Source organism: Leptolyngbya sp. AN10 (genome assembly GCF_050565645.1).
Lineage (GTDB): Bacteria > Cyanobacteriota > Cyanobacteriia > Leptolyngbyales > Leptolyngbyaceae > Leptolyngbya.
Genome location: NZ_JBNXVP010000009.1, coordinates 111,194 through 134,974, shown reverse-complemented (window position 1 = coordinate 134,974; position 23,781 = coordinate 111,194). Strand labels below are relative to the sequence as shown.

28 protein-coding genes are annotated in these 23,781 nt (G+C 46.6%); 19 read left to right on the top strand and 9 right to left on the bottom strand.

The window, feature by feature from the left end; all coding sequences use genetic code 11:
* Positions 1–5: 5 nt before the first annotated feature.
* Positions 6–824, bottom strand: coding sequence for a LolA family protein (locus ACQ4M5_RS15090; protein ID WP_430676461.1), 819 nt, complete (start codon positions 822–824; stop codon positions 6–8).
* 173 nt (positions 825–997) lie between these two features.
* Between ACQ4M5_RS15090 and ffh the strand changes: the two genes are divergently transcribed.
* On the top strand, positions 998–2,494 hold the full coding sequence (ffh, locus tag ACQ4M5_RS15085; protein ID WP_430676460.1) for a signal recognition particle protein: 1,497 nt from the start codon (positions 998–1,000) through the stop codon (positions 2,492–2,494).
* 19 nt (positions 2,495–2,513) lie between these two features.
* Here the strand turns inward: ffh and ACQ4M5_RS15080 are convergent, their stop codons facing one another.
* Both ACQ4M5_RS15080 and ACQ4M5_RS15075 read right to left on the bottom strand, forming a co-directional pair.
* Positions 2,514–2,774 carry a type II toxin-antitoxin system RelE family toxin gene (locus tag ACQ4M5_RS15080; RefSeq protein WP_430676459.1) on the bottom strand — a complete coding sequence of 87 codons (261 nt, stop codon included), beginning with the start codon at positions 2,772–2,774 and terminating at the stop codon, positions 2,514–2,516.
* Positions 2,775–2,987 carry a DUF2281 domain-containing protein gene (locus ACQ4M5_RS15075; protein ID WP_430676458.1) on the bottom strand — a complete coding sequence of 71 codons (213 nt, stop codon included), beginning with the start codon at positions 2,985–2,987 and terminating at the stop codon, positions 2,775–2,777.
* Positions 2,988–3,360: 373 nt separating this feature from the next.
* Between ACQ4M5_RS15075 and rpsP the strand changes: the two genes are divergently transcribed.
* Together rpsP and ACQ4M5_RS15065 are read left to right on the top strand one after the other, a co-directional pair.
* On the top strand, positions 3,361–3,618 hold the full coding sequence (rpsP, locus tag ACQ4M5_RS15070) for a 30S ribosomal protein S16 (RefSeq protein WP_430676457.1): 258 nt from the start codon (positions 3,361–3,363) through the stop codon (positions 3,616–3,618).
* Between the two features lie 5 nt (positions 3,619–3,623).
* Complete coding sequence (locus ACQ4M5_RS15065; protein ID WP_430676456.1) at positions 3,624–3,995, top strand: KH domain-containing protein; 372 nt, start codon at positions 3,624–3,626, stop codon at positions 3,993–3,995.
* A gap of 34 nt (positions 3,996–4,029) precedes the next feature.
* On the opposite strand, the gene ACQ4M5_RS15060 is transcribed toward ACQ4M5_RS15065, so the two are convergent.
* Positions 4,030–4,596: a Uma2 family endonuclease gene (locus ACQ4M5_RS15060; protein WP_430676455.1), complete on the bottom strand. Its 567-nt coding sequence runs from the start codon at positions 4,594–4,596 to the stop codon at positions 4,030–4,032.
* 98 nt (positions 4,597–4,694) lie between these two features.
* On the opposite strand from ACQ4M5_RS15060, the gene ACQ4M5_RS15055 reads away from it, so the two are divergent.
* From ACQ4M5_RS15055 to ACQ4M5_RS15040, 4 genes are read left to right on the top strand one after another with little or no spacing between them, the layout of a single operon-like run.
* Positions 4,695–5,648 carry a PhoH family protein gene (locus tag ACQ4M5_RS15055; RefSeq protein WP_430676454.1) on the top strand — a complete coding sequence of 318 codons (954 nt, stop codon included), beginning with the start codon at positions 4,695–4,697 and terminating at the stop codon, positions 5,646–5,648.
* On the top strand, positions 5,638–5,823 hold the full coding sequence (locus ACQ4M5_RS15050) for a hypothetical protein (RefSeq protein ID WP_430676453.1): 186 nt from the start codon (positions 5,638–5,640) through the stop codon (positions 5,821–5,823). Before ACQ4M5_RS15055 ends, ACQ4M5_RS15050 begins: the two co-directional genes overlap by 11 nt.
* Positions 5,816–7,186, top strand: coding sequence for a GH1 family beta-glucosidase (locus ACQ4M5_RS15045; RefSeq protein ID WP_430676452.1), 1,371 nt, complete (start codon positions 5,816–5,818; stop codon positions 7,184–7,186). The genes ACQ4M5_RS15050 and ACQ4M5_RS15045 overlap by 8 nt, the downstream gene beginning before the upstream one ends.
* Complete coding sequence (locus tag ACQ4M5_RS15040; protein WP_430676451.1) at positions 7,183–7,596, top strand: hypothetical protein; 414 nt, start codon at positions 7,183–7,185, stop codon at positions 7,594–7,596. The genes ACQ4M5_RS15045 and ACQ4M5_RS15040 overlap by 4 nt, the downstream gene beginning before the upstream one ends.
* On the opposite strand, the gene ACQ4M5_RS15035 is transcribed toward ACQ4M5_RS15040, so the two are convergent.
* Entirely contained in the window at positions 7,593–8,273 is a 681-nt protein-coding gene (locus tag ACQ4M5_RS15035; RefSeq protein WP_430676450.1) for an SPOR domain-containing protein, read from the bottom strand. The genes ACQ4M5_RS15040 and ACQ4M5_RS15035 overlap by 4 nt on opposite strands.
* A gap of 150 nt (positions 8,274–8,423) precedes the next feature.
* Here ACQ4M5_RS15035 and ACQ4M5_RS15030 point away from each other — a divergent pair, with 150 nt between their 5' ends.
* The 8 genes from ACQ4M5_RS15030 (at position 8,424) to larB (ending at position 16,385) form a co-directional block, all read left to right on the top strand.
* The gene (locus ACQ4M5_RS15030) at positions 8,424–9,152 is read left to right on the top strand and encodes a sirohydrochlorin chelatase (RefSeq protein WP_430676449.1); all 729 of its coding nucleotides are present in this window, start codon (positions 8,424–8,426) and stop codon (positions 9,150–9,152) included.
* Positions 9,153–9,287: 135 nt separating this feature from the next.
* Positions 9,288–10,085, top strand: a complete 798-nt coding sequence (gene cobA / locus ACQ4M5_RS15025; protein WP_430676448.1) for a uroporphyrinogen-III C-methyltransferase — start codon at positions 9,288–9,290, stop codon at positions 10,083–10,085.
* Between the two features lie 2 nt (positions 10,086–10,087).
* Entirely contained in the window at positions 10,088–10,414 is a 327-nt protein-coding gene (locus tag ACQ4M5_RS15020) for a nucleotidyltransferase family protein (protein WP_430676447.1), read from the top strand.
* Entirely contained in the window at positions 10,386–10,724 is a 339-nt protein-coding gene (locus ACQ4M5_RS15015) for a HepT-like ribonuclease domain-containing protein (protein WP_430676446.1), read from the top strand. The genes ACQ4M5_RS15020 and ACQ4M5_RS15015 overlap by 29 nt, the downstream gene beginning before the upstream one ends.
* Positions 10,721–11,638, top strand: a complete 918-nt coding sequence (locus tag ACQ4M5_RS15010) for an RluA family pseudouridine synthase (protein WP_430676445.1) — start codon at positions 10,721–10,723, stop codon at positions 11,636–11,638. Before ACQ4M5_RS15015 ends, ACQ4M5_RS15010 begins: the two co-directional genes overlap by 4 nt.
* A gap of 386 nt (positions 11,639–12,024) precedes the next feature.
* On the top strand, positions 12,025–13,809 hold the full coding sequence (locus ACQ4M5_RS15005) for an ABC transporter substrate-binding protein (protein ID WP_430676444.1): 1,785 nt from the start codon (positions 12,025–12,027) through the stop codon (positions 13,807–13,809).
* Between the two features lies 1 nt (position 13,810).
* Positions 13,811–15,592, top strand: coding sequence for an ABC transporter substrate-binding protein (locus ACQ4M5_RS15000; RefSeq protein ID WP_430676443.1), 1,782 nt, complete (start codon positions 13,811–13,813; stop codon positions 15,590–15,592).
* Between the two features lie 16 nt (positions 15,593–15,608).
* The gene (gene larB, locus ACQ4M5_RS14995) at positions 15,609–16,385 is read left to right on the top strand and encodes a nickel pincer cofactor biosynthesis protein LarB (protein WP_430676442.1); all 777 of its coding nucleotides are present in this window, start codon (positions 15,609–15,611) and stop codon (positions 16,383–16,385) included.
* Here the strand turns inward: larB and ACQ4M5_RS14990 are convergent.
* Positions 16,380–16,736, bottom strand: a complete 357-nt coding sequence (locus ACQ4M5_RS14990; protein WP_430676441.1) for a hypothetical protein — start codon at positions 16,734–16,736, stop codon at positions 16,380–16,382. The two genes, larB and ACQ4M5_RS14990, sit on opposite strands and share 6 nt — an antisense overlap.
* Before the next feature lie 12 nt (positions 16,737–16,748).
* Positions 16,749–17,918, bottom strand: a complete 1,170-nt coding sequence (locus tag ACQ4M5_RS14985) for a cysteine desulfurase family protein (protein WP_430676440.1) — start codon at positions 17,916–17,918, stop codon at positions 16,749–16,751.
* Between the two features lie 84 nt (positions 17,919–18,002).
* Here ACQ4M5_RS14985 and ACQ4M5_RS14980 point away from each other — a divergent pair, with 84 nt between their 5' ends.
* The 4 genes from ACQ4M5_RS14980 (at position 18,003) to ACQ4M5_RS14965 (ending at position 21,225) form a co-directional block, all read left to right on the top strand.
* Positions 18,003–19,565, top strand: a complete 1,563-nt coding sequence (locus ACQ4M5_RS14980) for a phospholipase D-like domain-containing protein (protein ID WP_430676439.1) — start codon at positions 18,003–18,005, stop codon at positions 19,563–19,565.
* A 204-nt stretch (positions 19,566–19,769) separates the two neighbouring features.
* A complete protein-coding gene (locus ACQ4M5_RS14975; RefSeq protein WP_430676438.1) occupies positions 19,770–20,297 on the top strand; it encodes a DNA recombination-mediator protein A in 528 nt (175 codons plus the stop codon).
* Positions 20,298–20,300: 3 nt separating this feature from the next.
* Positions 20,301–20,726, top strand: coding sequence for an MAPEG family protein (locus ACQ4M5_RS14970; RefSeq protein ID WP_430676437.1), 426 nt, complete (start codon positions 20,301–20,303; stop codon positions 20,724–20,726).
* A 7-nt stretch (positions 20,727–20,733) separates the two neighbouring features.
* On the top strand, positions 20,734–21,225 hold the full coding sequence (locus ACQ4M5_RS14965) for a YajQ family cyclic di-GMP-binding protein (protein WP_068391211.1): 492 nt from the start codon (positions 20,734–20,736) through the stop codon (positions 21,223–21,225).
* A gap of 278 nt (positions 21,226–21,503) precedes the next feature.
* Here ACQ4M5_RS14965 and ACQ4M5_RS14960 read toward each other — a convergent pair whose 3' ends face one another.
* Positions 21,504–22,568 carry an anthranilate phosphoribosyltransferase family protein gene (locus tag ACQ4M5_RS14960; RefSeq protein WP_430676436.1) on the bottom strand — a complete coding sequence of 355 codons (1,065 nt, stop codon included), beginning with the start codon at positions 22,566–22,568 and terminating at the stop codon, positions 21,504–21,506.
* Between the two features lie 59 nt (positions 22,569–22,627).
* Positions 22,628–23,554 carry a LysR family transcriptional regulator gene (locus tag ACQ4M5_RS14955; RefSeq protein WP_430676435.1) on the bottom strand — a complete coding sequence of 309 codons (927 nt, stop codon included), beginning with the start codon at positions 23,552–23,554 and terminating at the stop codon, positions 22,628–22,630.
* Positions 23,555–23,781 lie beyond the last annotated feature (227 nt).

Sequence of the window (23,781 nt, the reverse complement as noted above, 5' to 3'; positions counted from 1 at the left end):
GAGATTTAGAACGGCGAAAGGCTGATCGAGTTCACCCGTTTCGCATCTTTGGGCGGTGTGAATTGGAACGTATTGCCTGCAACTTTTGGATTTACAATTCGCCGCTGAATCGTCTCAGTCATCACAATATCGAATCCGCTGGCGTTACCTGTGAGGCTGATTTGCTTAATGAGGGAATCGATCGGGTTAATCGCCAATTCGTAGGTAAAACCGCGTTGTCGATCGGGATAGCTGTAAACCACTAAGTCGCCAAAATCCGTCCGCTTAGTTGTACTCTTCACTTCTGGTGGAATCATTGCGCTCAACTGAGCTTGTAGAGCAGGATTGTCAAATCCACCCTGACTGTTGAACTCTTTGAGGCTAGGAGCCATCATCATGTAAAGCATGGATGACATTCCAATCACGAAATTATCGTTCCGTCGATCGAACTCTGCATAAGGCATCGTCATGAACTGCTTGAGGTCGGCGCGATAAATCGAAACCGTCTGACCATCTGACACGATCGTAAATCTCGGAGTTGTCTCATTACCGACTCTGACCTCTGAGCGAAACCGATTCGGAGATTGCACGATCGTCTGAGTGCGAAACTGAATATTTGCAGCAACTCCACTCCGTGAACCGTTAATCTGAGTCACAGATTCAGTCTGAAACGCAGAAACGTTCAGAGCTTTGTCTGCGGCTTTGAAGAGGAGGGCGAGATCTTGCGATCGAGAAGTCGATCGAGGTTGAGTCTGAGAAACAGCGGGCGCGGAATGGACGATCGGCGCACCGATGAGCACCGTCATCGCGAGAGATACCATTCCCAATCGAGAAATAAAACGCATAGAGAAGCTTTGCTGTGAATTTGAGAGAATTAATTTGAGGAAGCCCTGCGATACCACCATAGAAAATTTCTACCTCCACGTCATTAGGGTTGGGATTTCCGCCCGTGAGATTGCGTATTCGTTCGGCAGAAACACGCTACTCTGGAATAGATATTTCCTGATCAGTTCCTCTTATGTTTGACGCTCTTGCCGATCGCTTAGAACAAGCCTGGAAAAAAGTTCGCGGTCAAGACAAAATCTCTGAATCGAATGTGAAAGATGCCTTACGGGAAGTGCGTCGTGCTTTGCTTGAAGCCGATGTGAACCTGCAAGTCGTCAAAGATTTTGTCGCAGAAGTCGAACAGAACGCCCTCGGAGCGGAAGTTGTCTCCGGAGTCCGTCCCGATCAGCAATTTATTGAAATTGTCTACAACGAACTCGTCAAAGTCATGGGAGACGCGAATGTTCCCTTGGCTGAAGCAGACACGGCTCCGACGATCGTATTAATGGCAGGTTTGCAAGGAACCGGAAAAACGACTGCGACCGCAAAACTCGCTCTCCATCTGCGGAAAGAAAATAAGAAAGCATTATTAGTTGCGACAGACGTTTATCGACCTGCTGCGATCGACCAATTGATCGCCCTCGGTAAGCAAATTAATATCCCTGTGTTCGACATGGGGAAAGATGCTGATCCGGTTGAAATCGCTCGTCAAGGGGTCGATCGAGCCAGAGCCGAAGGCGTTGATGTCGTAATTGTCGATACTGCCGGACGTTTGCAGATTGACGAATCGATGATGGGCGAACTTAAGCGCATCAAGGACACGATTCAGCCGCATGAAACGCTGCTCGTCGTGGATGCGATGACAGGTCAAGAAGCCGCGAACTTGACTCGTACCTTTCATGAGCAAATCGGAGTCACAGGCGCAATTCTGACCAAAATGGATGGTGACACTCGTGGGGGTGCAGCACTTTCCGTTCGTCGGATTTCTGGACAGCCGATCAAATTCATCGGGATCGGGGAAAAAGTCGATGCGTTACAGCCGTTTTATCCCGATCGCATGGCATCGCGAATTCTCGGTATGGGCGATGTCCTGACGCTGGTTGAAAAAGCCCGCGAAGAAGTAGACATGGCAGAAGCCGAAAAAATGCAGGAGAAGATTCTCACTGCACAATTCGACTTTACTGACTTCCTCAAACAAACTCGCCTGCTCAAAAATATGGGATCGCTTGGCGGAGTCATGAAGCTGATTCCGGGTATGGGCAAAATGGTCAACGAAGAACAGCTTCAAAAAGGTGAAGAACAACTGAAAAAAGCCGAAGCAATGATCGGTTCGATGACGGTTGAAGAGCGTAAGAATCCTGATTTGTTGGCAAATTCTCCCAGTCGTCGCAAGCGGATTGCTAGAGGTTCGGGACACTCGGATAAGGAAGTCGGCGAACTGGTGAGCAACTTCCAGAGAATGCGATCGCTGATGCAGCAAATGGGTTCTGGTCAAATGGGCTTCCCTGGAATGGGTGGCGGAATGCCAATGGGCGGACTTCCCAATCCGTTTGGTGGCGGCAATCCATTCGGTGGCGGTATAGGCGGCGGAATGCGTCCCCCACAACCGGGATTTAGAGGCTATCAAGGCGGCGGTAAGAAGAAGAAAGGCGGCAAAGATAAGAAGAAAAAGGGCTTTGGTAATTTGTAGCGTGTCGATGACGTGATGTTTAGCGATAGATATCACGTCGATGCCCGACTTTGATGACCGTGATAATGAGTTGTTTATCTTGAATCTGATAAACAACTCGATAGTTTTTCAAGACTCGAATTCTGTACAAGTCCTTGTCACCTTTTAGCTTCTTGCACCCTTCAGGGCGCAGATTGTCAGCTAAAGTTTCTACTTGCTCGGTGATTGCAATTTGAACCTCTTCGCGAAGTTTACGGAACTGACGTAATGCCGTTGAGCTAAAGCCGACTTCATAACTCATTTATTTCAATCCCAACTCTCGCTTGACCTCAGAAAGAGGAATGAAGCCTCCTTCAGCAAGCGCGGCTTCCGCATCTTCAATATCTTCCGCATCTTCAAGTGCTTCCAAAGCAGCTTCCTTGTGTTGTAGAAACTGAATAAAATCTAGAACCTCTTCCCAACGATCACTTGGAAGTTGTTCTAAGTTTTGGAGAATCGAGTCTTTACTCACCATTGCAATTAAAAATCATGCTTTGCTTAGTGTCAGCTTAACATCTGGTCAGTATCACGATCGTAAGGAACACCTGTGAACATCCTCACCTCACTGATTTGTGAAACGCTGATGTTCAAGCCAGTTCTTACCCTATGGAGAAATTCCGATGAAACTGAGTACGATCGCTAAAATTGCCCTACTTCCAATCACAGCCGTGACAATGGAAATCGTTCAACAAATGCCCGATACGTTTGAGCACCAAGCCTCACAATCCTCGTACAAATAGAGTTCTGCTCAGATTGCCGCGCCCATGTTACCATAACTATTCCGGGAAGTATGGCAAATTCCGCCATATCACTTTGTAACTACTAATAAGGAGTCCTCGGTTTTAGTTATGCTCAAATTGAGATTAAAGCGCTTCGGTAAAAAACGCGAAGCTAGTTATCGGATTGTGGTCGCTCAAAGCACCACCCGCCGCGATGGTCGTCCGTTGGCAGAAGTCGGATTTTATAATCCGCGATCGGATGAAGTCCGGTTAGATGTGCCTGTCATTCTCGATTGGTTAAAGAGAGGCGCACAGCCAACCGATACCGTTCGTGATATTCTCTTCAAGAACAACGTGCTTGAGCAATTGAAATCTGAATCCGTCTAAAGCTTGTGAAATCTGCAACTCCTGATTATGCCGGACTGATCCGGTTTCTCGTTCAACCCTTTTTAGAAACGCCTGATGCACTGCGGGTCGATTGCGAAGTGTTAGTCAATGGATCGCGCATTTGGGTGCGACTGGCGTTTGAAGGGACAGATAAAGGGCGCGTCTTTGGGCGCGGCGGTCGAAATGTTCAGGCAATTCGCAGCGCGATCGAGGGAGTGGCGGCATCAGCCGGACAAACGGTAAGTTTGGATATTTATGGCAGTGGACAGCATCGGGAGAACGGTGGACAGCATCGGGAGAACGACGATGATCGTCCACCCCGTCCGCCTCGGTCTTCACCGCGTCCAGATGCTCCCAGACGACCGATGAAAAATTAGTGTTTTGAAAGCATCTCTGTGTGGGGTGCTTTTTTTAACGAAACAATCGATCGACCTGACAGGAAAACTCAGGCAAGAGCGGAGAAGTCATCGTATCTCCGGGTAAGAGTGTTGCAACGAGAATGAGTTGAGCGTTTTCGCGGCGGTAAATTTCGAGGCGTTGAGCGGTGCGATCGACAATCCAATATTCTTGTACGCCTTGAGTTGAATAGAGTTTGAGTTTGGCAGAACGATCGCGATCTTCGTTGGCTTTTCCAGGTGAGAGGACTTCGACGACTAATTCCGGTGCGCCCTGGAAATGTCCCGCTTCATCGACGATTTGAGCATAGCGATCGCGACTCACCCACACAACATCTGGAGAAACATTGTCGGCATCTGAAAAAATCAAACCCGGCATGACGAACGCTTCACCAAGTTCAGATTCGGTTGACCAGTCATCAAGAACGGCGAAGATTCTTCCGGTAACTTTTTGATGTTGGCAGTGGGGCGATCGCGTCACAAACAGTTCTCCATCAATAATTTCGTATCGAATCCATTCGTTATCAGGCATGGCTTCGATGTCTTGAATTGTCCAACGAACGCTGCTTTTCGTTTGGCTCATGGATTTTTAATCTTGAAACTATCTTGATTGTAGATTTTCTCGACTCAATCGCAGATGAAACCCCTAGACTAGAGATAGAATCCTTCTTTGGGTATTGCATGGTCGAAACATTTACGCTGCCTTTACCAAGTCCTGAGAGCGCGATCGCGCTCTCTGGCGATCGAGAAGATAATTTGAAAACACTTGCCCGTCAAACTGGAGCGACGATCGTTCTACGAGGGCAGGATTTGTTGATTACTGGAACACCGAATCAGATTGAGTTGATTAAACGATTGATCGGTGCGCTGGAATCTTCTTGGAGTAAAGGACAGGCGATTTCGAGTGTGGATATTCTAACCGCCCGTCATGCGCTGGATACGCAGCAAGAAGGCGAATTAGAAACGATTCAGCAGGATGTACTGGGACGGACGCGCCGAGGGGAAGCAGTTCGAGCGAAAACGTTTCGGCAACGGCAATATATTCAATCGGTGAGAACGCATGATTTGACATTCTGTATTGGTCCTGCTGGAACTGGAAAAACTTATCTCGCGGCAGTTTTGGCGATTCAAGCGCTGTTATCGAATCAGTATGAGCGATTGATTTTGACTCGACCCGCAGTAGAAGCAGGAGAAAGATTAGGATTCTTGCCGGGAGACTTGCAGCAGAAGATCGATCCTTATCTGCGTCCGCTTTATGATGCGCTTTACGAATTTGTGGAGCCTGAGAAAATTAGCGGATTGATGGAACGTGGAATTATTGAAGTTGCACCGATCGCTTATATGCGCGGACGAACTTTGAATAATGCGTTTGTGATTATTGATGAAGCGCAAAATACAACGCCTGCACAAATGAAAATGTTACTGACTCGGATTGGGTTTAAATCCAAAATGGTCGTAACCGGAGATTTAACACAAACAGATTTACCATCACAGCAGGAATCAGGATTGGCAATGGCGCAGAAGATTTTGAAATCGATCGATACGATCGCATTCTGTACCTTGAACAAAGCTGATGTCGTGCGTCACCCGCTCGTGCAGAGAATTGTTGAGGCTTATGAACAGTATGAACGCTGATACGCTGTCGGTGATTTTCAAAGTGATGGGAGCGTCTTTATTGATTGCGATCGCGATTAAATATCTCGCTCCTTTTGCAGAGATTGAGCAAACCACTTTTAACGTACTGTTGGCAGTATTATCGCCCACGATTATTCTGGCAACTGTACTGTTGGTTTCTCTCAAAGATGGTTAGCTATCAATTTCCAGATGATTTCCAATGGGGCACTGCGACTTCTGCATATCAAATTGAAGGCGCGGTGAACCGAGACGGACGTAAACCGAGCGTTTGGGATACGTTCAGTGCGAAAAAAGGAAGTACGCTTGGCGGAGATACAGGCGAAATTGCTTGCGAACATTACGATCGATACAAAGATGACATTAAGCTAATGGCAGAATTGGGCGTGAAACACTACCGATTCAGCATTTCTTGGTGTCGAATTATTCCTGATGGGCGTGGGGCAGTCAATGAAGCGGGAATCGATTTCTACCGTCGATTAGTCGATTGTTTGCTTGATCACGGAATTACACCTTGGGCAACCTTGTTTCATTGGGACAGTCCGCAAGCATTGGAAGATCGATACGGGTCTTGGCGCAGTCGGGAAATGGCGCAAGATTTTGCAGATTATGTGAGTGCAGTTGTTTCGCGATTGGGCGATCGCATTACAAACTGGATGACGCTCAACGAAATCACCTGCTTTACGCACATGGGATACGACGTTTTAGAGAAGCCAAAACACGCTCCCGGAACGTATGTCGGTTCAAGAAAAGAAGTTTGGCAGACTTCACATCATGCGTTACTTGCTCACGGGTTAGCGTGTCAGGCGATTCGATCGAACTCAAAACAATCCTCGATCGGCTTAGTCGATAACTTTGGTGTGACCGTTCCAATTAACGAATCTCCTGAAAATATTGAAGCTGCTAAAAAAGCCTTTCAGTATCACTGCCAGAACGGTGGAATTATCTATCCAGCATTAACAGGCGAATATAATCGAGCGTTTCTAGAACAGTTGAAAAATGATACTCCAGAGATTCAACAAGGTGATCTCGAAATCATTCATCAACCTTTAGATTTTGTGGGACTAAATATTTACACTGCAACTTATATTCGAGCAGCAGACAATTGGCAGGGATGTGAATGGATCGATTTTCCCAAAGCTTATCCAGCGTTGAATATGCCGTGGTTGCAATTGGTTCCAGAATCGTTGTACTGGGGAATTCGTCACGTTAGCGAAACTTTGAATCGACCGGATCTAAACGTTTTTATTACTGAAAACGGATGTGCTGCTCAGGATCAATTAAAACGGTCTGGAGAAGTGTTGGATCTCGATCGTATTCTTTATCTTCGTCAGCATCTCCAAGGCGTTCATCGAGCTGCTACAGAAGGCTATCCGATCAAAGGCTATTTTGTTTGGAGCTTTATGGATAATTTTGAATGGGCGTGGGGATACGATCGACGATTTGGCATCACCTATGTAGATTACAAAACTCAGCGACGCATCCCGAAATCGAGTTATCACTGGTACGCTGAGTGTATTCGCCAAAATCGCGTCGTATGAAAAGATTTCCCTGGCTATCCTCAGCTTTATTGTTCGCTGCGTATGCCACATTCGGCAAAATCGTGATTTCTACCGCTCATCTTTGGACATCGATCGCATCTGCGGCAGGGCTTGGAGTCGTACTCGCAATCATTTTGATGCACCCGCTGACCAGTTCTGAGAAAATGCTGGCGAAATGGTTTCGCTCCGATACGGTTGCATTTATGAGTTTGCTTGCCTTTGCTGCATTTGCCTCCATTCTGCTCAACTGGTTCAAAATCTTTTTGCCAATCATTATGGTGCTCACCGCAGAAGCATTAGTGCGATTGGATTTGCAGACCGCAGAATACACCCAGAACCAAACATTAGGAATTTTGGTTGTAGTCGCTTGGCTCGGTCTGGGATTGGGATGGGCAATGACGCTGATTTAACGATCGTAAAACAATCGCGCATCTAAACTCCCTTGCTCCCGCAGATATTGAACGACTTGCTCTGCTTCCCGTTGATTAGAAAACGGACCGACTGCCAAATGCAATCCACGAGGACGATCGCGAATTCGTAACAGCGAAGGAGTTACACCCAAACGAATAGCTCGATCGCGATATTCCTGCACCTCTCGCTGACTTCCCGGAACGATCGCATAAAATCCCCGTTCGGCATTTCCAAATTCTGGCGATCGACCTGTGATCTGAGCACTGATTCCTTGTGAGGCTAATCGGGAAACTTGCTGACGGGCGTTGAATTCATCGCCATATAATCCTGCTTGAATCACCCTGCGTCCACCAAAGTTTTGAATAAACGCATCCGGTTGAATCGATCGAACTTGCTGCAACACAAATGGACTATTACTATCCACAATCACCCGATATCCGCCATTCACCGGACGAGCTACTGGATTGGGTTGGGGCGCGGTAAACACTCGTTCATTCGGTGAATCGATCGGGACATTCGGAGCGGGCGCAACTGGAATCGAGGGCAATGGCGCACTGGGTGGAACAAGAGGAACATTGGTGGGAGGTGGCGGTAAGGGTTGTTGTGCGGTCACAACGCTGATTTGACCCAATCCTACAATCAAGCCAATGGCAATGTTCGTTCCAACCCGTTTCATTTGACCTCGCATAGATGCCCAAACAACGACTGAATTGCGGTCAGTGTACCATGTTGGGTCTCGATCGCTTCACCTTTGTGAACTTGGTCAAAATTACCTCAAACCGCTAGAATGTTACGTAACTTCACAATTTATTTAGAGGTTTGAATCTTGCAGTCTGCTTACCTCCTCGTCACGCATGGCAGTCGAGATATTCGTCCCCAGATCGCGATCGATCAATTACGCGATCGCATTGAGCAGCGTTTATCTGTTCCCGTTGGAGCCGCTGTTTTAGAATGCGCCCCGACTGAATTGCATGAACAAATCGAAGAGTTCAGCCGCCAGCATCCGACCCTTTCAGAAATCAAAATTGTGCCGCTGTTTCTGTTGCCCGGAGTTCATGTCAAAGAGGATATTCCGGAGCAAATTGCGATCGCAAAATCTCGCATCAGTCCAAAACTCGAACTTCTTCCACATCTCGGAAGCCACTCTGGAATGGTGGAAGTTCTCGCTTCAAGAATTGCTCAAATTCCCGCAGATGCTCGAATTCTGATGTCTCATGGCAGTCGTCGTGCAGGCGGAAATACTCCAATTGATCAAATGGCAACCGCGATCGATGCCGTTTCTGCTTATTGGTCAGTCGAGCCAAAATTAGAAACGCGCATTCTAGAATTGAAACAGCGAGGATGTCAGGAAATCGCAATCTTGCCGTACTTTCTCTTCTCAGGCGGAATTACAGATGCGATCGCTCAATCCATCCAAGCCTTATCCGAACAACATCCCGATCTGACGCTGCAATGGTTAACTCCGTTTGACTTCTGCGAAGATCTGGTGCGATTGATTATTGACTTTATCGCGGTGCAAACTTCAGCCGAATTGCTAACGCGATCGAGCAAATAACCGCATATTCTCTAATAAAGCGTGACAATTTTTAAGATCTTTTCAGATGTCATGTAGCAAAAGTAACAAATTGAATTTTTCAGACTGATTACCGTGAGATACTCAATTCTCACCCGTTTTCCCTACACTCGCCTCATGGTCAATACAACAGAAGCTGCTGGTAAGGTTTATTTAGTCGGCGCGGGACCGGGCGATCCAGGTCTCATGACTCTGAAAGGAAAAGCATTGCTCGAATGTGCAGATGTCGTCGTTTACGATGCGCTAGTCAGTGAACCGATTTTGGCGATGATTAACCCGATCGCTGAAAAGATCGATGCAGGAAAACGGCGCGGACGGCATTCAATGGCACAAGATGAAATCAATCAGCTATTAATCGATAAGGCTCATGAAGCTGCGATCGTGGTTCGATTAAAAGGTGGCGATCCATTTATTTTCGGACGTGGTGGCGAGGAAATGCTCGATCTCGTTGCGGCAGGTGTTTCAGTCGAAATGGTTCCAGGCATTACTTCTGGAATTGCGGCTCCAGCCTATGCGGGAATTCCGTTAACTCATCGATCGTATAGTTCCTCTGTCACCTTCGTCACTGGACACGAAGAAGCTGGAAAGTATCGTCCTGCGGTGAATTGGAGCGCGATCGCTCACGGTTCAGAAACGATCGTCATTTACATGGGCGTTCATCATCTGCCGCACATTATTGAACAACTGCACCAAGCAGGAATGAGCTTAGAAACGCCGATCGCAATGGTGCGCTGGGGAACTCGACCGGAGCAAGAAGAACTAATCGGAACGCTTGAAACGATTTGCGCTCAGATGGAAGCTGCGGACTTTAAAGCGCCAGCGATCGCGGTAATCGGTAATGTCGTAAATTTGCATGAAATCTTGTCGCAATGTCGTCCACAATTTCTAGATATAGCAAGAGACAAAGGAATCTAGATATGATTGCGATCGAGCTACCAATGGAGAAAATTATCGAATTCTGCGATCGATGGAACGTGACCGAATTTGCTCTCTTTGGTTCCGTCCTACGCGACGACTTTCGCCCCGATAGCGATATCGATGTCATGGTTGTCTTTGATCCGGATGCTCGCCCGACCCTATTCGATTTAACATACATGGAAGATGAATTGAAACAGGTTTTTCAACGCGACGTTGACCTTGTTACTCGCAAAGGGATCGAATCGAGCCGAAACTATCTACGTCGAAACGCGATTCTCTCGTCTGCTCAGGTAATCTATGGAACGGGATCTACAATCTCTGCTTGATATGCTACAGTCCGCCCAAATTGTGATGAACTACATAGCAGGACGATCGCGGGCTGAACTCACAACCGATTTGCAATTCCAAGATGCAATCATCCGAAGGCTTTTAATCATTGGCGAAGCCGCAAGACGAATTTCTGAAACAACTCGACAAACTTTAACTACAATTCCCTGGTTTGCAATCAATGGTATGCGAAATCGTCTCGTACACGAATACGACGAAATTGATCTGGACACGGTTTGGGATACTGTAATCAATAGCTTACCGATGCTAATTTCAGAGCTAGAAAGGATCGTTCCTCCCAACCCATGATTGAGTTTTATGTTGAAGAAAGCGGCGATCGAATCGATCGATATCTCGCGGATCAGCTTCCAGAGTTGTCTCGATCGCGCATTCAAAAATTAATCGAACTTGGTCACGTCCAAGTGAATGGCGCACTTTGCAAATCCAAAAAAGCCGAAGTCGAAGACGGTGATTTCATCCAAATTGAACTTCCCGAAGTCCAACCGCTTGAACTTAAACCTGAAGCGATTCCGTTAGAGGTTCTCTACGAAGATGATTCACTAATTATCGTAAATAAATCTGCCGGAATGGTTGTACATCCATCAGCCGGACACGAATCAGGAACTTTAGTGAATGCTTTATTGGCACATTGTGAAACGCTACCGGGAATCAATGGAGTGCAACGTCCGGGAATCGTGCATCGATTAGATAAAGACACAACAGGCGCGATCGTAGCCGCCAAAACTGAGCAAGCCTTTCATCATTTACAAGAACAATTTCGCACCAAGACGGCACGACGAGATTATTACGCGATCGTATACGGCGCACCGAAACAAGAGAGCGGCACGATCGATCAACCGATTGGGCGGCATCCCGTCGATCGACAAAAACAAGCGATCGTTCCTGAAGAAAAAGGTGGCAGACGTGCGATCACTCATTGGCAAGTCAAAGAACGATTAGGAAACTACTCGCTATTACAATTCGAGCTAGAAACGGGAAGAACTCATCAAATTCGAGTTCATAGCGCCTTTATCGGGCATCCGGTTGTTGGCGATCCGGTTTATAGCTCTGGTCGATCGATTGGTGTGAATCTTCCTGGGCAAGCGCTTCATGCTTGGAGACTTAAATTAATTCATCCAGTGACAGAACAATGGATCGAAGCGATCGCGCCTGTTCCCAAATATTTCACAACCTTGCTAGAGATTCTGAGAAAGCGATCGTAAAAGATTTGGGAGATGAGTCACTCTTCGCTGACATCATCGATACGCTTTCTACCTTAGAGGGTGTTTGAGAAGTATAAAAAGCGGCTTTGCTGCGTTGCCAGTCCGCCCGGACATAAATCTCCGGGCTAATGGAAGAAACCCCGCTGAAGCGGGCTGGGAGCGTAATTCGGAGTTCTTAGCCCAATTTAGTGGGCTTCCCACGATTAGCCCGGAGATTCATTTCCGGGCGGGTGAATGCGATGAACGATGACTTCTCAAACACCCTCTTAAAAAGGTTTTGGAGTTCAAACTTTGGCAAGCAACGAATCTCCCAGAAATCTCCCAGAAATCGCGCAAAAGGTGTAAAACGGATAGAATCACTCTTCTGAAAGTGGCGCGATCGACGTATGAAATTTTCTGCTCCGACAGGTTTTTGGCGATTCTGGGCATTCGCGATGGTGACGTTTTGCTTGGCGCTCACCGTAACCGCTTGCAATCCACAAGGCTACAAAACTCAGGCTGCAAGAGTTCCGCAAATCATTGATACGGTTCTCAGCGATCCAAAGTCATTTAACTATGCACTGATTAACGAAGATCCAAACGTGACTGGATTTGTTTATGTTGGATTGATTAATGAGAATGCACTGACGGGACAACTCGAACCTGAACTGGCGGAGAAATGGGAAATTTCGCCTGATAAGAAGAGAGTGACTTTTACCCTGCGGGAAGGCTTGAAATGGTCGGATGGTCAGCCGTTGACCTCTGATGATGTTGTCTTTACGTTTCAGGATGTTTTTCTCAATCCGAAGATTCCGACCGATATTCAGGATGTGTTGCGGATTGGAAAAAGTCGAGCGCTGCCGGGTGTGCGGAAAATTGACGATCGACGAGTGGAATTTACGACTCCTGAACCGTTTGCGCCATTCGTTCGAGTGACAGGTGGATTGGGAATTTTGCCGAAACATATCTTAGAAGAAACAGTAAAAAATACTGATTCCAAAGGCAACCCTCTGTTTCTTTCGACTTGGGGAACTGATACTGATCCCAAAAAAGTGGTTGGGAATGGTCCTTATACGATCGATCAATATGTCGCGACTCAGCGAGTCATCTTCAAACGAAATCCGAACTACTGGCGCAAAGATGCTCAAGGCAATCAGCAGCCTTTCATCGAGCGAATTATTTGGAGCGTTGTCGAGAATCAGAATACGATTCTGTTGCAGTTTCGATCGGGCGGTTTAGATATTTCTGAGCCGATTCGTCCAGAAGATTTTCCGATTCTGAAAAAGCAAGAGAAGCAAGGGGATTTCACAACTTTTGTCGGTGGTATTCGACCTGTGACCACGTTTATGGCGTTCAATCTGAATCAAGGACGCAGAAACGGAAAGCCAGTCGTTGATCCGGTGAAATCGAAGTGGTTTAATAATCCGAAATTCCGACAAGCGATCGCGTATGGCATCGATCGCGAACGGATGAATACGAATATCTTTCGAGGTTTAGGGGGACTGATTAATTCAACGATTATTGAGTCTAGCCCGTACCATCTCAGTCCAGAACAAGGATTGAAAGTCTACAACTTTGACCAAACTCGATCGAAAGAATTGCTGAAAGAAGCAGGGTTTAGATTGAACGATCGTGGACAGCTTACCGATGCTGAAGGAAACGCAGTTCGGTTTACTTTAATGACCAATGCTGGAAACGTTGTGCGAGAAGCAATGGTCGCTCAGATTAAGCAAGATTTGAGCCAATTGGGAATTCAAGTTGATATCAATCCAATCAACTTCGGGGTGTTGATTGATAAGCTGGATAACACTCAAGAATGGGAGTCTTATCTGTTAGCAATGGGTGGCAGTAAAGAGCCGAATAGTGGCGCGAACGTGTGGTTGCCGGATAGTCGATCGCATAGTTTTAATCAGTCTGCGGGTCCTGGAAAACCACCGCTTGAAGGTCGAGTCGTAGCAGATTGGGAAGCAGAAATTGGACGGCTTTATGTTGAAGGCGCACAAGAATTAGACGAAACCAAACGGAAACAAATTTATGGAGAAATCCAGAAAATTGCTCAGGAATATTTGCCTTGGATTCCGTTGGTAAATGCGCGAGTGATGGCTGTTGTGCGAAATCGGGTGCAAGGAGTGAATTATCCTGAGACGGGTGGCGCATTGTGGAACCTTCACGAATTGAGAGTTGAGGATTGATATGAAGGTTCTGCACCGAGGCTTCGTTTTGATTTTAGCGATCGCTTCTCTTTTTCTATCAGGTTGCAATCCACGAGACTATAAAACTCAAGCCGCACAAGTTCCACAATTAGTATTAGTCAGTCCCACTGATCCAAAAACGTTTAATTACGCAAACAATCAAACGTTTCCAAGCGTATTTCCGTTTATTTATGAGGGACTGACGAAAGAGAATGGTGTGACTGGAGAATACGAACCTGCATTAGCAGAATCGTGGAAGTTTTCGCCTGACAATAAGCGAGTTGTTTTTACCCTTAGACCAAATTTGAAATGGTCAGATGGGAAACCTTTAACAGCGGATGATGTTGTTTTTACTTATGAGGATATTGTCTTTAATCCGCAAATTCCAACGGATCAGAAAGAGAGTATTCAGATTGGAACGAAGAAGATTTTTCCGAAAGTACGGAAGATTAGCGATCGACAAGTTGAGTTTATTCTCCCCGAACCTTTTGCCCCGTTGCTTGCCGCGACCGCTGCCCCAGATGGCATTATGATCTTGCCGAAACATGCCCTTTCTGATGCGGTTACGAAGAAATTACCTGACGGAAATCCAGCGTTTATTTCAACCTGGGGAACCGATACTGATCCGAAGAAAATCATCACAAACGGCGCTTATGTGATTGATAGTTACAGCGCTGCACAACGATTAGTATTGAAACGAAATCCGAATTATTGGCGGAAGGATCAAGCTGGAACACAATTGCCTTATATCGATCGAATTGTTTGGCAGTTTATTGAAAACCAAGATACTCAATTGTTGAGATTTCGATCGGGCGATTTGGATGTGATGGGGGATACAAGACCGCTCCGACCAGAGTATTTTTCATTGCTTAAACGAGAAGAAGACCGTGGAAATTTCCAAGTCTTAAATGGTGGTCCTTGGTCGGGAGTTTTATACCTTACATTCAATTTGAGTAAGGCAAAAGATGAGAATGGAAAACCATTTGTTGATCCGGTTAAATCACGCTGGTTTAACACCGTAGAATTTCGGCAAGCGGTGGCTTATGGAATCGATAGAGATCGAATCAATACGAATTTGTTTCGAGGCTTAGGAGTTGTACAAAATTCTCCGATTTCTGTACAAAGTCCGTTCTCATTGAAAGAAGGATTAAGAGTCTATAACTATAATCCAGAGAAATCGCGAGAACTGCTAAAAAAAGCGGGATTCAAATATAACGATCGAGGACAATTATTCGATTCAGAAGGCAATCGCGTTAAGTTCACATTGCTGACGAATTCTAATAACTTAACGCGGGTTGCGATCGGCGCTCAAGTTCGACAAGATCTTGCCAAAATCGGAATCGAAGTCGATTACAATCCAATCAATTTCAATGTGTTAGTCGATAAAACAAATGGCTCTAGAGAGTGGGATGCTCACATGATTGGTTTTACCGGAGGGATTGAACCGCAAGGACTTGCAAATCTCTGGATGACAAGCGGTGGATCACATTCGTTTAATCTCGCTCAACAGCCTGGACAGCCGAAGATTCAGGGCTATGTGGCAAATGATTGGGAGAAAGAAATCGATCGATTATTTATCGAAGGAGCGCGGGAACTCGATCGAGAAAAACGCAAAGCCATCTACGGCGAATTCCAAAAATTAGTGCAAGAACAACTTCCAGTCATTCACCTAGTCAACGATTCTGCAATCATGGCAGTTCGCAATCGAGTTCAAGGCTTGAAATACTCTGGTTTACCGAGTTGGGGATTGTGGAATATCCAAGAACTTAGAATAAAAGAGTAAGCTGTGTGTCCCCAAAATGAGTCAACCCGAAGCGATTAAAGCCTTACTCGATCAAGTTTCTCAAGGCAAAATTAGTTCTGCCGATGCGCTCGATAAATTGAAGTATCTGGCGTATGAACCTGTCGGCGGATTTGCCAATATTGACCATCATCGATCGCTGAGAACGGGTTTCCCTGAAGTGATTTGGAGTCCTGGCAAAACTCCCGAACAGATTGCCCAAATCATGGAAGCCTTGCGTGGTAAAGCTTCGACTGTAATGGCGACTCGCATGGAAGCAGAGGTTTACGCTTGGGTCAAAGAGATGGTTCCTGATGCAATTTACTATCCAATGGCTCGAATCTGTTCCTTAAATCCAGTTCAGTCACCAACTCATCAGGGTACGATCGGCATTCTTTCGGCTGGAACGGCTGATTTACCTGTAGCAGAAGAAGCGGCGATTACGGCTGAATTGTGCGGGTTTCGAGTGCAGCGACTTTGGGATGTAGGTGTTGCTGGTATTCATCGCTTACTTAGCAATGTTCATGTACTTTCGGAAGCTGATGTTTTGATTGTTGTGGCGGGAATGGAGGGAGCCTTGCCGAGCGTTGTAGCGGGATTATCGGATTGTGCGATCGTTGCTGTTCCGACAAGTATCGGATACGGTGCTAGTTTTAACGGCTTGTCTGCGCTATTAACGATGTTGAATTCTTGCGCTACTGGGATCGGAGTTGTCAATATCGACAATGGATTTGGCGGAGCAATGTTAGCAGGTCAGATTCTTAGAACGGCAGCAAAACTGAAATCGCGATTATGAGTACTCTGCAATGAAATTGAACTGTTCGTCGTAAACTTCAAACTTGGTTTCATATCCAGCCCAGCGTAATGGCTTGGATAACGATTCAAGCACGATCAAAATCTCCTCTCGATCGCCTGCGACTGATCCATTAAATAGCCAAGGTTCTCCTTGTTGTGCTTTTCGGGCTTCAAACTCAAACGTTTCTGTTTTGATATGAAGTGTCTCGCTACTATTGAACTGGCTTCTGTAAACATAGACTTGCGAGTTTGTTAGCCCTAGATGAATCCGCAGTACCTCTGCAACTCTTTCTAGAGAAGTGTTGAGGAAGAGAAAGCCGTACACATTACACGCAGAAGGTAAGTCTTTCATCTAAGAACTACCTTAAACACATTCACAAGGCTGTTTTTGGGGTTGCAATCGCGCCAAGATTTGCTTTAGCACGATCGCTGTCCAATCAATGTCTTCTTCGGTCGTGTATCGTCCCAAGGTTAAGCGAATTCCTGATTTTGCGGCTCGATCGCTATATCCCATCGCTAACAAGATCGAACTTGGTTTTAATGTACCGCTACTACAGGCAGCCCCCGCACTAATCCCGATTCCGGCAAGATTCATCTGGCGTACAAGTGCTTTTCCGTTCAAGCTTTCGCCATCGGCATCGGGTAGACAAAAGCTCACATGATGCGGCAAGCGATGAATCCGATCGCCCGTTACAACCAGTTCAGGAACATCCGAAAGCTGATCAAAGAGTCGATCGCGTAATCGAATTAATCTCGGTGTTTCGGTTGGTAATTCTTGGGCGCTTAATTCGGCAGCAATGCCAAAACTCGCGATCGTCGGTAACGCTTGAGTGCCCGATCGTAGTTTCCCTTCTTGTCCTCCACCTCCAAGCAACGGCACTAATTCTACGCCGGGACGAACATAGAGCGCTCCTGATCCCTGACAGCCATAGAGTTTGTGACTCGATAGTGAAAGTAAATCGATCGGTAACTGTTGCACATCGATCGGTAATCTTCCCGCAACTTGAACCGCATCCGTGTGGAAGATTGCGCCATGATTGCGAACGATTTGACCGAGTTGTGAGATCGGTTGAACGGTTCCGACTTCGCTTTGCCCGTAAATGATTGAAACGAGAACGGTGTTCGATCGTAGTGCCGCCTGCAAATCAGCCGGATTCACTTGTCCAAACACATTCACAGGTAAGCGCGTCACTTCCCAGCCCCATTGTTCTAAAAGTCGAGCGGGTTCAGAGATCGCCGAATGTTCTACGCTCGAAATGATCAAGTGCTGTGGCGTGCTGTATTGATGCGCGATACCCATGATCGCTAGATTGTTCGACTCTGTGCCACCCGAAGTAAACACGATCGATTCTTCAGACGCATTGATCAATCGGGCAACTTGCACTCTCGATCGCTCTAGAATCGTGGCAGCGCGATTTCCCCAGACGTGCAGACTTGATGGATTGCCCCATTGCTCGGTTAAAACTTGCTGCATCAGCGCGATCGCTTCGGGTCGCGTCGGTGTGGTCGCACTGTAATCGAGATAGATTTGCATGAGCGGTGTTGACCAGAGAAAAATGGGTACGATACGGGTGCTGTTTTGAAATTAACAGCTTCGTGCTGTGGGGCAATCTAGCTTGTGGGTAGACTCAATCGCTTTCTCCAGTTTAGTCTCTGTGTGTCACTGTTGATGGGATGCAAAGCCGCATCTTCGTCAAATGGTCGTCCGATTTCGCTGCCGCAAGATCCGAATGTTCAGGTTTTCATGAATCAGGACGTGTCGGCTGAATACACTGAGCCGTATCGGAAGATTGCACGATCGGGCAATGATTTGGAGCAGGTTTTGATTGAGGCGATTTCGTCTGCGACTTCGAGTATTGATGTTGCTGTGCAAGAATTTCGATTGCCGAATGTCGCGAAGGCGTTACGCGATCGAGCCGCTGCTGGGGTAACAGTTCGAGTGATTCTAGAACATCAGTATGCTCGTCCTTATAGTGCATATACGAGAGCAGAAATTGAGAAGCTACCAGAGCGGGAGAAGGCAAGATATCAGGAAGCTCGATCGCTGATTGATCTCAACAAGGATGGCGAACTGAGTGAGGAGGAAATTCTCGATCGTGATGCGTTAGTGATTTTGGATCAGGCGAAAGTTCCTCGAATTGACGATCGTGCGGATGGTAGCCGTGGAAGTGGATTGATGCACCACAAATTCATGGTTGTGGATGGCAAAACAACGATCGTAACTTCGGCGAATCTCACCTTGTCAGACGTTCACGGCGACTTTGCTCGATCGACCAGTCGCGGCAATGCGAACAATCTTTTGAGAATTAACAGTCCTGAACTATCGCGGGCGTTTACTGAAGAATTTGAATTGATGTGGCGCGATCGTAAATTTGGAGTTAAAAAACCTGTTCGCCCAGTTCAACAATTCAAGATTGGCGAGACATTGATTGATCTGCACTTCTCTCCAAATTCTGCGAGTGTTCCTTGGAAGCAAACCTCAAATGGATTGATTGCAAATACGCTACAACAATCGACGCAATCGATCGATTTAGCTTTGTTTGTGTTTTCAGATCAAGATTTAGTAAACTCCATTGAGTCTCGTAGTAACATTCGCGCTTTGATTGAGCCTACTTTTGCTTATCGATCGTACAGTGAAGCTCTAGATATGTTGGGAGTCGCACTGAGTGATAACTGTAAGTGGGAACTGAACAATCGCCCGTGGAAGAATCCGCTTAAAACCGTTGGTGTACCGCAACTTCCGCCCGGAGATTTGTTGCATCATAAATTTGGAATCGTCGATCGACAAACAGTAATCACAGGCTCACATAACTGGACAAATGCTGGGAATCGGAACAATGATGAGACGCTGCTGATTATTCGCAATCCAAAGGTTGCAGCACATTTTCAGCGAGAGTTCGATCGACTTTATGCAAATTCAATTCTAGGTGTTCCTCCAGCAATCCAACGGAAAGTAGAAGCCCAACAAAAACAATGTCCTCCACCGACTGTACAAGCAAACGATAAATTGGATTTGAATACTGCGACTCAAGCCGAATTAGAAGCATTGCCGGGAGTTGGATCAGGATTGGCAAAACAAATTATTCAGGCGCGACCGATTAATTCGCTGGAAGATCTCGATCGTGTTCCGGGAGTAGGGAAAAAACTAATCGAGCGATTACGCGATCGAGTAACTTTCTAGCTGGATGGTTGATGACCAGAAGTTTCATCGTTAACGGCTTGTGGAAAAATCTATCAAGTCCGAGGGCAAGTGCACAAAAATACTCTTCTCTCGTGTTTCAGCGTGGAGATCAATCCGAGAAAAATGACGCGGCTTCGGGTGATCAAGTCTCGAACTGTTTGCAAATCACGCGGATGTCAAGGGTATCTGATACAATGAGCGGCGTTGTCAACCGATGTACATCCTTTGAGCCAGTCGATCGACGATCTACCCAAGGTAGACGATTTTTTACAAGAACTCGCCACGATTCAGCAAACAGGGTCTAAGCGGATCGCCATTCTCGGTTCGCGTCACGTTCCAATCACACACCAAACGCTGATTGAAATGATGACTTATGCTCTAGTGCTGGAAGGAAATCGTGTTATCACTTCTGGTTCAACCGGAACCAATTTTGCTGTCATTCGAGGCGCATTACGCGCTGATCCGTCGATGTTGACGGTGATTTTGCCACAGGGACTCGATCGACAGCCTCGCGAATCTCGTGACCAGCTTGAAACGGTGATGCACCTAGTGGAATGCCCGGAAAACAATTCCCTTTCTCTCGGTGAAGCAAGTGCGCTTTGTAACCAGGAAATCATCTCTCGCTGTCAGCAGCTTATTTCCTTTGCGTTCCATGATAGTCATACATTGCTGCAAACCTGCCGAGATGCAGAAGATCAGCGTAAAGTTGTGACATTGTTCTACTTTGATTAATGTATGTTGTTTGGATTACCTGTTCCGGGTTTGTTACTGATCTCGATCGCGGTTGCTGTCGTTTGGATCTATCTGCCGTTTCTCGTCGTGGGCTATGCGCGGGTGCAAATGGGCTACACCAAAGAAATGCAATCTGCTCCTCGTGCATTCTTTGATCAATTGCCAGACTATGGAAAGCGAGCAACCTGGGCGCATCAGAACGCACTAGAAGCGTTTCCAATCTTTGCAGCGGCAGCACTGATGGCGTATGTAACGAATCAAACTTCGGAAATTGCAGGATGGGCGGCAATTCTGTGGGTTGTGGCACGATTCTTATTTCCGGTATTTTACATTTTGAACATTCCGATTTTACGATCGCTAATGTTTGGAGTTGGGTCACTTTGCAGCTTTACATTAATCGGACTAAGCTTGATCAGCACCCTTAGATAGTTGGTTTATGGCTTCTACATTTTCGTTTGATATTGTCAGCGACTTCGATCGCCAAGAACTCGTCAACGCGATCGACACTACAAAGCGCGATGTCCAAAGCCGCTACGATCTCAAGGATACGAAGACAGAGATCGAACTTGGTGCGGACTCGATCGTGATTAATACCGACAGCGAGTTTACGCTGGATGCGGTTCACACGTTGATGCAGCAGCGGGCAGCGAAGCGGAATTTGTCGCTGAAGATTTTTGATTATGGCAAGGTTGAGTCTGCCAGCGGCAGTCGGGTTCGGCAAGAAATTAAGCTGAAAAAGGGAATTAGTCAGGATATCGCGAAGCAGATTACAAAGATTATTCGCGATGAGTATAAGAAAGTTCAAGGCTCGATTCAGGGGGATGCCGTTCGGGTTACGGCAAAGTCGAAAGATGATTTGCAAGCCGTCATGCAGCGGATGAAACAGGAAGATTTTCCGATGGCTTTGCAGTTTACGAATTATCGGTAGTTATATGTGAGAGGGTATTCGAGATTTTGTGTCGATGGGGGTTTGTCGCTGCGATACGGTTCGCCCGGAGGTAAACGCTCCGGGCTAATGGAGGAAAGGAGGCTGAAGCCCCCTCAGACAGCAGTTTTAGCCCACTTCAGTGGGGTTCCCTCCATTAGCCCGGAGGTTCAACTCCGGGCGGATTCGTGGGCGAACGAACCCCTTCCAAATTCACAGAGTTTGCGGATGAACAAACACTCCCAAAATTACAGAGGTCAGAGTTAATACCCAACACCTTATTAACCAACCTTGACCACCGATCGAACATTTTCGATCGCACCAACCAATTGCTGCAATTTCCGCTCCGCCTGTCCCAACTCCAAGATTGCTTTTGCTTGAGAAAATCCCGCCTCAATCGTCGTACAAGCTCCCGCTCTCCACAAATAAAAGCCACTATTCCAAACGATCGCTTGAAATAGCTCTGAAGGTTCACCTTGCAATGCCGCTTTCATGTCGATCGGAAACTGCTCGATCGACACTAAAGGAAGCTCTTTCGCTGCAAAACCATAGTCACGCGGAACTAGAGTTAAGCGATCGAACTTTTCGCCTTGATTGATGCCAATAATCACAGTGCGATCGCGAGGTAAATCACAACTTCCTTCTAAGCCTTTCATGCTAGTAAAATTCGTTGTTCCTCTCAGCGCAAACGCATCTCGGAACATTCCCTCAGTAGGCGGATGAACATAGCCACACACTAAATGCGACTCGCCCGCGTAAGGATTCCACATCAGTTCCAAAGTCGAGAAAGGGGGACGCTTCCCAATCTGATCGCGAAATGGAACTAACCCTTGAGCTAAGGGAAAATGATTTGGTAGATAAACAAAGCCTAAACCTGTACTTTCTAGAACTTGATGAACCTGGGAAATTGATAACGGCTTCCAGTTCACGCCCAAGCTATCCCATAGTTCGATCAGTGGAATTCCTTCTTTCGTGGGCATTCGATCGCCTCCATGCAGCACGACTGGAACACCCGCAGCAGAAAGAACCAGTGCAATTAGTGGACTTAATGGAGCAGTGCGCGATCGACCATCGTAAGGATTGCACATCACAGTAACGGGAATGTTAGATGCAATTGCAGGCAGTTTCTCGCTCAAAGCATCATACGCATCCAACATTCCTGCAAGTTCTTCGCCTGTCGGACGCTTAATTCGATGAGCAATCATAAACGCTCCAATTTGGGCAGGAGTCGCTTCTTGCAGCAGCATTAATCGAGTTGCGGTTTCTGCTTCCACACGAGTCAAATCCTCGCTCGTATGAGGACCACTTCCAACTTTTTTTAGCAAATTCCGAAACTCGTCGCTCATAGCTCCTACCTAAAATGAATAGCTGCACAGTCTAAAGTGTTCCATCATACCAAACCGATTTAGACGATCGCTTTCGGAATTCGAGTAAGAAATGAGGGGTGCATAATCTCCTGAACTAATGCCCGAAATCGTTGAATGGGTGGAATTTGTAATCGATCTTGAGTAGTCACGAGAACGACTTGGCGGATCAACGTTGGATCGTTTGTCGATCGAACCACTAAAGTCGGATCTAAATGAATATCGTGAATCGCTCCTTGGGGTAGTAACGCGATCAATTCTCCCTGTCTGACCACACCTCGAAACGCATCTAAAGTATTGAGTTCTAATGCTGCTTTAAGAATTGCACCTTGCCGCTGGAATTGTTCTTGCACCAAGCGCTGCATTCCATAACCATCTTTGAACACAACTTGCGGATAGTGAACCAATTCCGACCAGGGCACAGAATCAAACTGAGTCAGTGGATGATCTGCTGACATCAACACCCGAACAGGCTCCTCGTAAAGCACATCTACGACCATTTCTGGGCTAGAAGTCAGAAAACGATTATTCATCACGATCGCTAAATCGACCAGTCCATCTTTCAGCACTTTAAGAGCGCGATCGCTTCCCAAAGAAGTCACCCGTAACTGAACTTCGGGATAGTCTTGGCAAAATCGCTGCAACACAGGCGGCAAGTGAAATGCACAGACTGAATGAATCGCAGCAACACACAATTCCGGCTGTTTACCGAGTCGGAGTTCTTCAAGTTCTGCGATCGCAGTTTTCCACTCTTGACAAATTCTTCGAGCGCGGGGTAAAAATTGCTCACCTGCCACGGTTAATTTTGCCTGTGCCGTTCGGTGTAAAAGCTGCATCCCCAAATCTGCCTCCAGCGATTGAAGCTGACGGCTGATCGTAGATTGAGTCACATCGCACTTACGGGCAGCTTGTTGAAAACTTCCGGTTTCTGCGATCGCCAAAAATGCCTGCAATTGCTCTAGGCGCATAGAGGTGTAACCACAGTCACAGTTCTGTGACCTTAGCGGATCTGCAAAACAAGTTTCGTAAGAGTTGATACAGGAAAACGATCGCGGTTTGAAAAAGATTTGAAGTGAAAACATTTTACCGCGAGAGGGTTGTCAAGTTCTCTAGATCACTTCTTTTCTAGAAGATTTAGACTGATAGTTCGCGATAGAGTGATAAAGCTGCTGATCTACACTGAATAACCCTCCGA

What these genes read in the sequence shown, in the direction of transcription:
- ACQ4M5_RS15090 (WP_430676461.1), bottom strand. Translation starts at nt 824, where the DNA reads ATGCGTTTTATTTCTCGATTGGGAATGGTATCTCTCGCGATGACGGTG.
- ffh (WP_430676460.1), top strand. Translation starts at nt 998, where the DNA reads ATGTTTGACGCTCTTGCCGATCGCTTAGAACAAGCCTGGAAAAAAGTT.
- ACQ4M5_RS15080 (WP_430676459.1), bottom strand. Translation starts at nt 2,774, where the DNA reads ATGAGTTATGAAGTCGGCTTTAGCTCAACGGCATTACGTCAGTTCCGT.
- ACQ4M5_RS15075 (WP_430676458.1), bottom strand. Translation starts at nt 2,987, where the DNA reads ATGGTGAGTAAAGACTCGATTCTCCAAAACTTAGAACAACTTCCAAGT.
- rpsP (WP_430676457.1), top strand. Translation starts at nt 3,361, where the DNA reads ATGCTCAAATTGAGATTAAAGCGCTTCGGTAAAAAACGCGAAGCTAGT.
- ACQ4M5_RS15060 (WP_430676455.1), bottom strand. Translation starts at nt 4,596, where the DNA reads ATGAGCCAAACGAAAAGCAGCGTTCGTTGGACAATTCAAGACATCGAA.
- ACQ4M5_RS15055 (WP_430676454.1), top strand. Translation starts at nt 4,695, where the DNA reads ATGGTCGAAACATTTACGCTGCCTTTACCAAGTCCTGAGAGCGCGATC.
- ACQ4M5_RS15050 (WP_430676453.1), top strand. Translation starts at nt 5,638, where the DNA reads ATGAACGCTGATACGCTGTCGGTGATTTTCAAAGTGATGGGAGCGTCT.
- ACQ4M5_RS15045 (WP_430676452.1), top strand. Translation starts at nt 5,816, where the DNA reads ATGGTTAGCTATCAATTTCCAGATGATTTCCAATGGGGCACTGCGACT.
- ACQ4M5_RS15040 (WP_430676451.1), top strand. Translation starts at nt 7,183, where the DNA reads ATGAAAAGATTTCCCTGGCTATCCTCAGCTTTATTGTTCGCTGCGTAT.
- ACQ4M5_RS15035 (WP_430676450.1), bottom strand. Translation starts at nt 8,273, where the DNA reads ATGAAACGGGTTGGAACGAACATTGCCATTGGCTTGATTGTAGGATTG.
- cobA (WP_430676448.1), top strand. Translation starts at nt 9,288, where the DNA reads ATGGTCAATACAACAGAAGCTGCTGGTAAGGTTTATTTAGTCGGCGCG.
- ACQ4M5_RS15020 (WP_430676447.1), top strand. Translation starts at nt 10,088, where the DNA reads ATGATTGCGATCGAGCTACCAATGGAGAAAATTATCGAATTCTGCGAT.
- ACQ4M5_RS15015 (WP_430676446.1), top strand. Translation starts at nt 10,386, where the DNA reads ATGGAACGGGATCTACAATCTCTGCTTGATATGCTACAGTCCGCCCAA.
- ACQ4M5_RS15010 (WP_430676445.1), top strand. Translation starts at nt 10,721, where the DNA reads ATGATTGAGTTTTATGTTGAAGAAAGCGGCGATCGAATCGATCGATAT.
- ACQ4M5_RS15005 (WP_430676444.1), top strand. Translation starts at nt 12,025, where the DNA reads ATGAAATTTTCTGCTCCGACAGGTTTTTGGCGATTCTGGGCATTCGCG.
- ACQ4M5_RS15000 (WP_430676443.1), top strand. Translation starts at nt 13,811, where the DNA reads ATGAAGGTTCTGCACCGAGGCTTCGTTTTGATTTTAGCGATCGCTTCT.
- larB (WP_430676442.1), top strand. Translation starts at nt 15,609, where the DNA reads ATGAGTCAACCCGAAGCGATTAAAGCCTTACTCGATCAAGTTTCTCAA.
- ACQ4M5_RS14990 (WP_430676441.1), bottom strand. Translation starts at nt 16,736, where the DNA reads ATGAAAGACTTACCTTCTGCGTGTAATGTGTACGGCTTTCTCTTCCTC.
- ACQ4M5_RS14985 (WP_430676440.1), bottom strand. Translation starts at nt 17,918, where the DNA reads ATGCAAATCTATCTCGATTACAGTGCGACCACACCGACGCGACCCGAA.
- ACQ4M5_RS14970 (WP_430676437.1), top strand. Translation starts at nt 20,301, where the DNA reads ATGTTGTTTGGATTACCTGTTCCGGGTTTGTTACTGATCTCGATCGCG.
- ACQ4M5_RS14965 (WP_068391211.1), top strand. Translation starts at nt 20,734, where the DNA reads ATGGCTTCTACATTTTCGTTTGATATTGTCAGCGACTTCGATCGCCAA.
- ACQ4M5_RS14960 (WP_430676436.1), bottom strand. Translation starts at nt 22,568, where the DNA reads ATGAGCGACGAGTTTCGGAATTTGCTAAAAAAAGTTGGAAGTGGTCCT.
- ACQ4M5_RS14955 (WP_430676435.1), bottom strand. Translation starts at nt 23,554, where the DNA reads ATGCGCCTAGAGCAATTGCAGGCATTTTTGGCGATCGCAGAAACCGGA.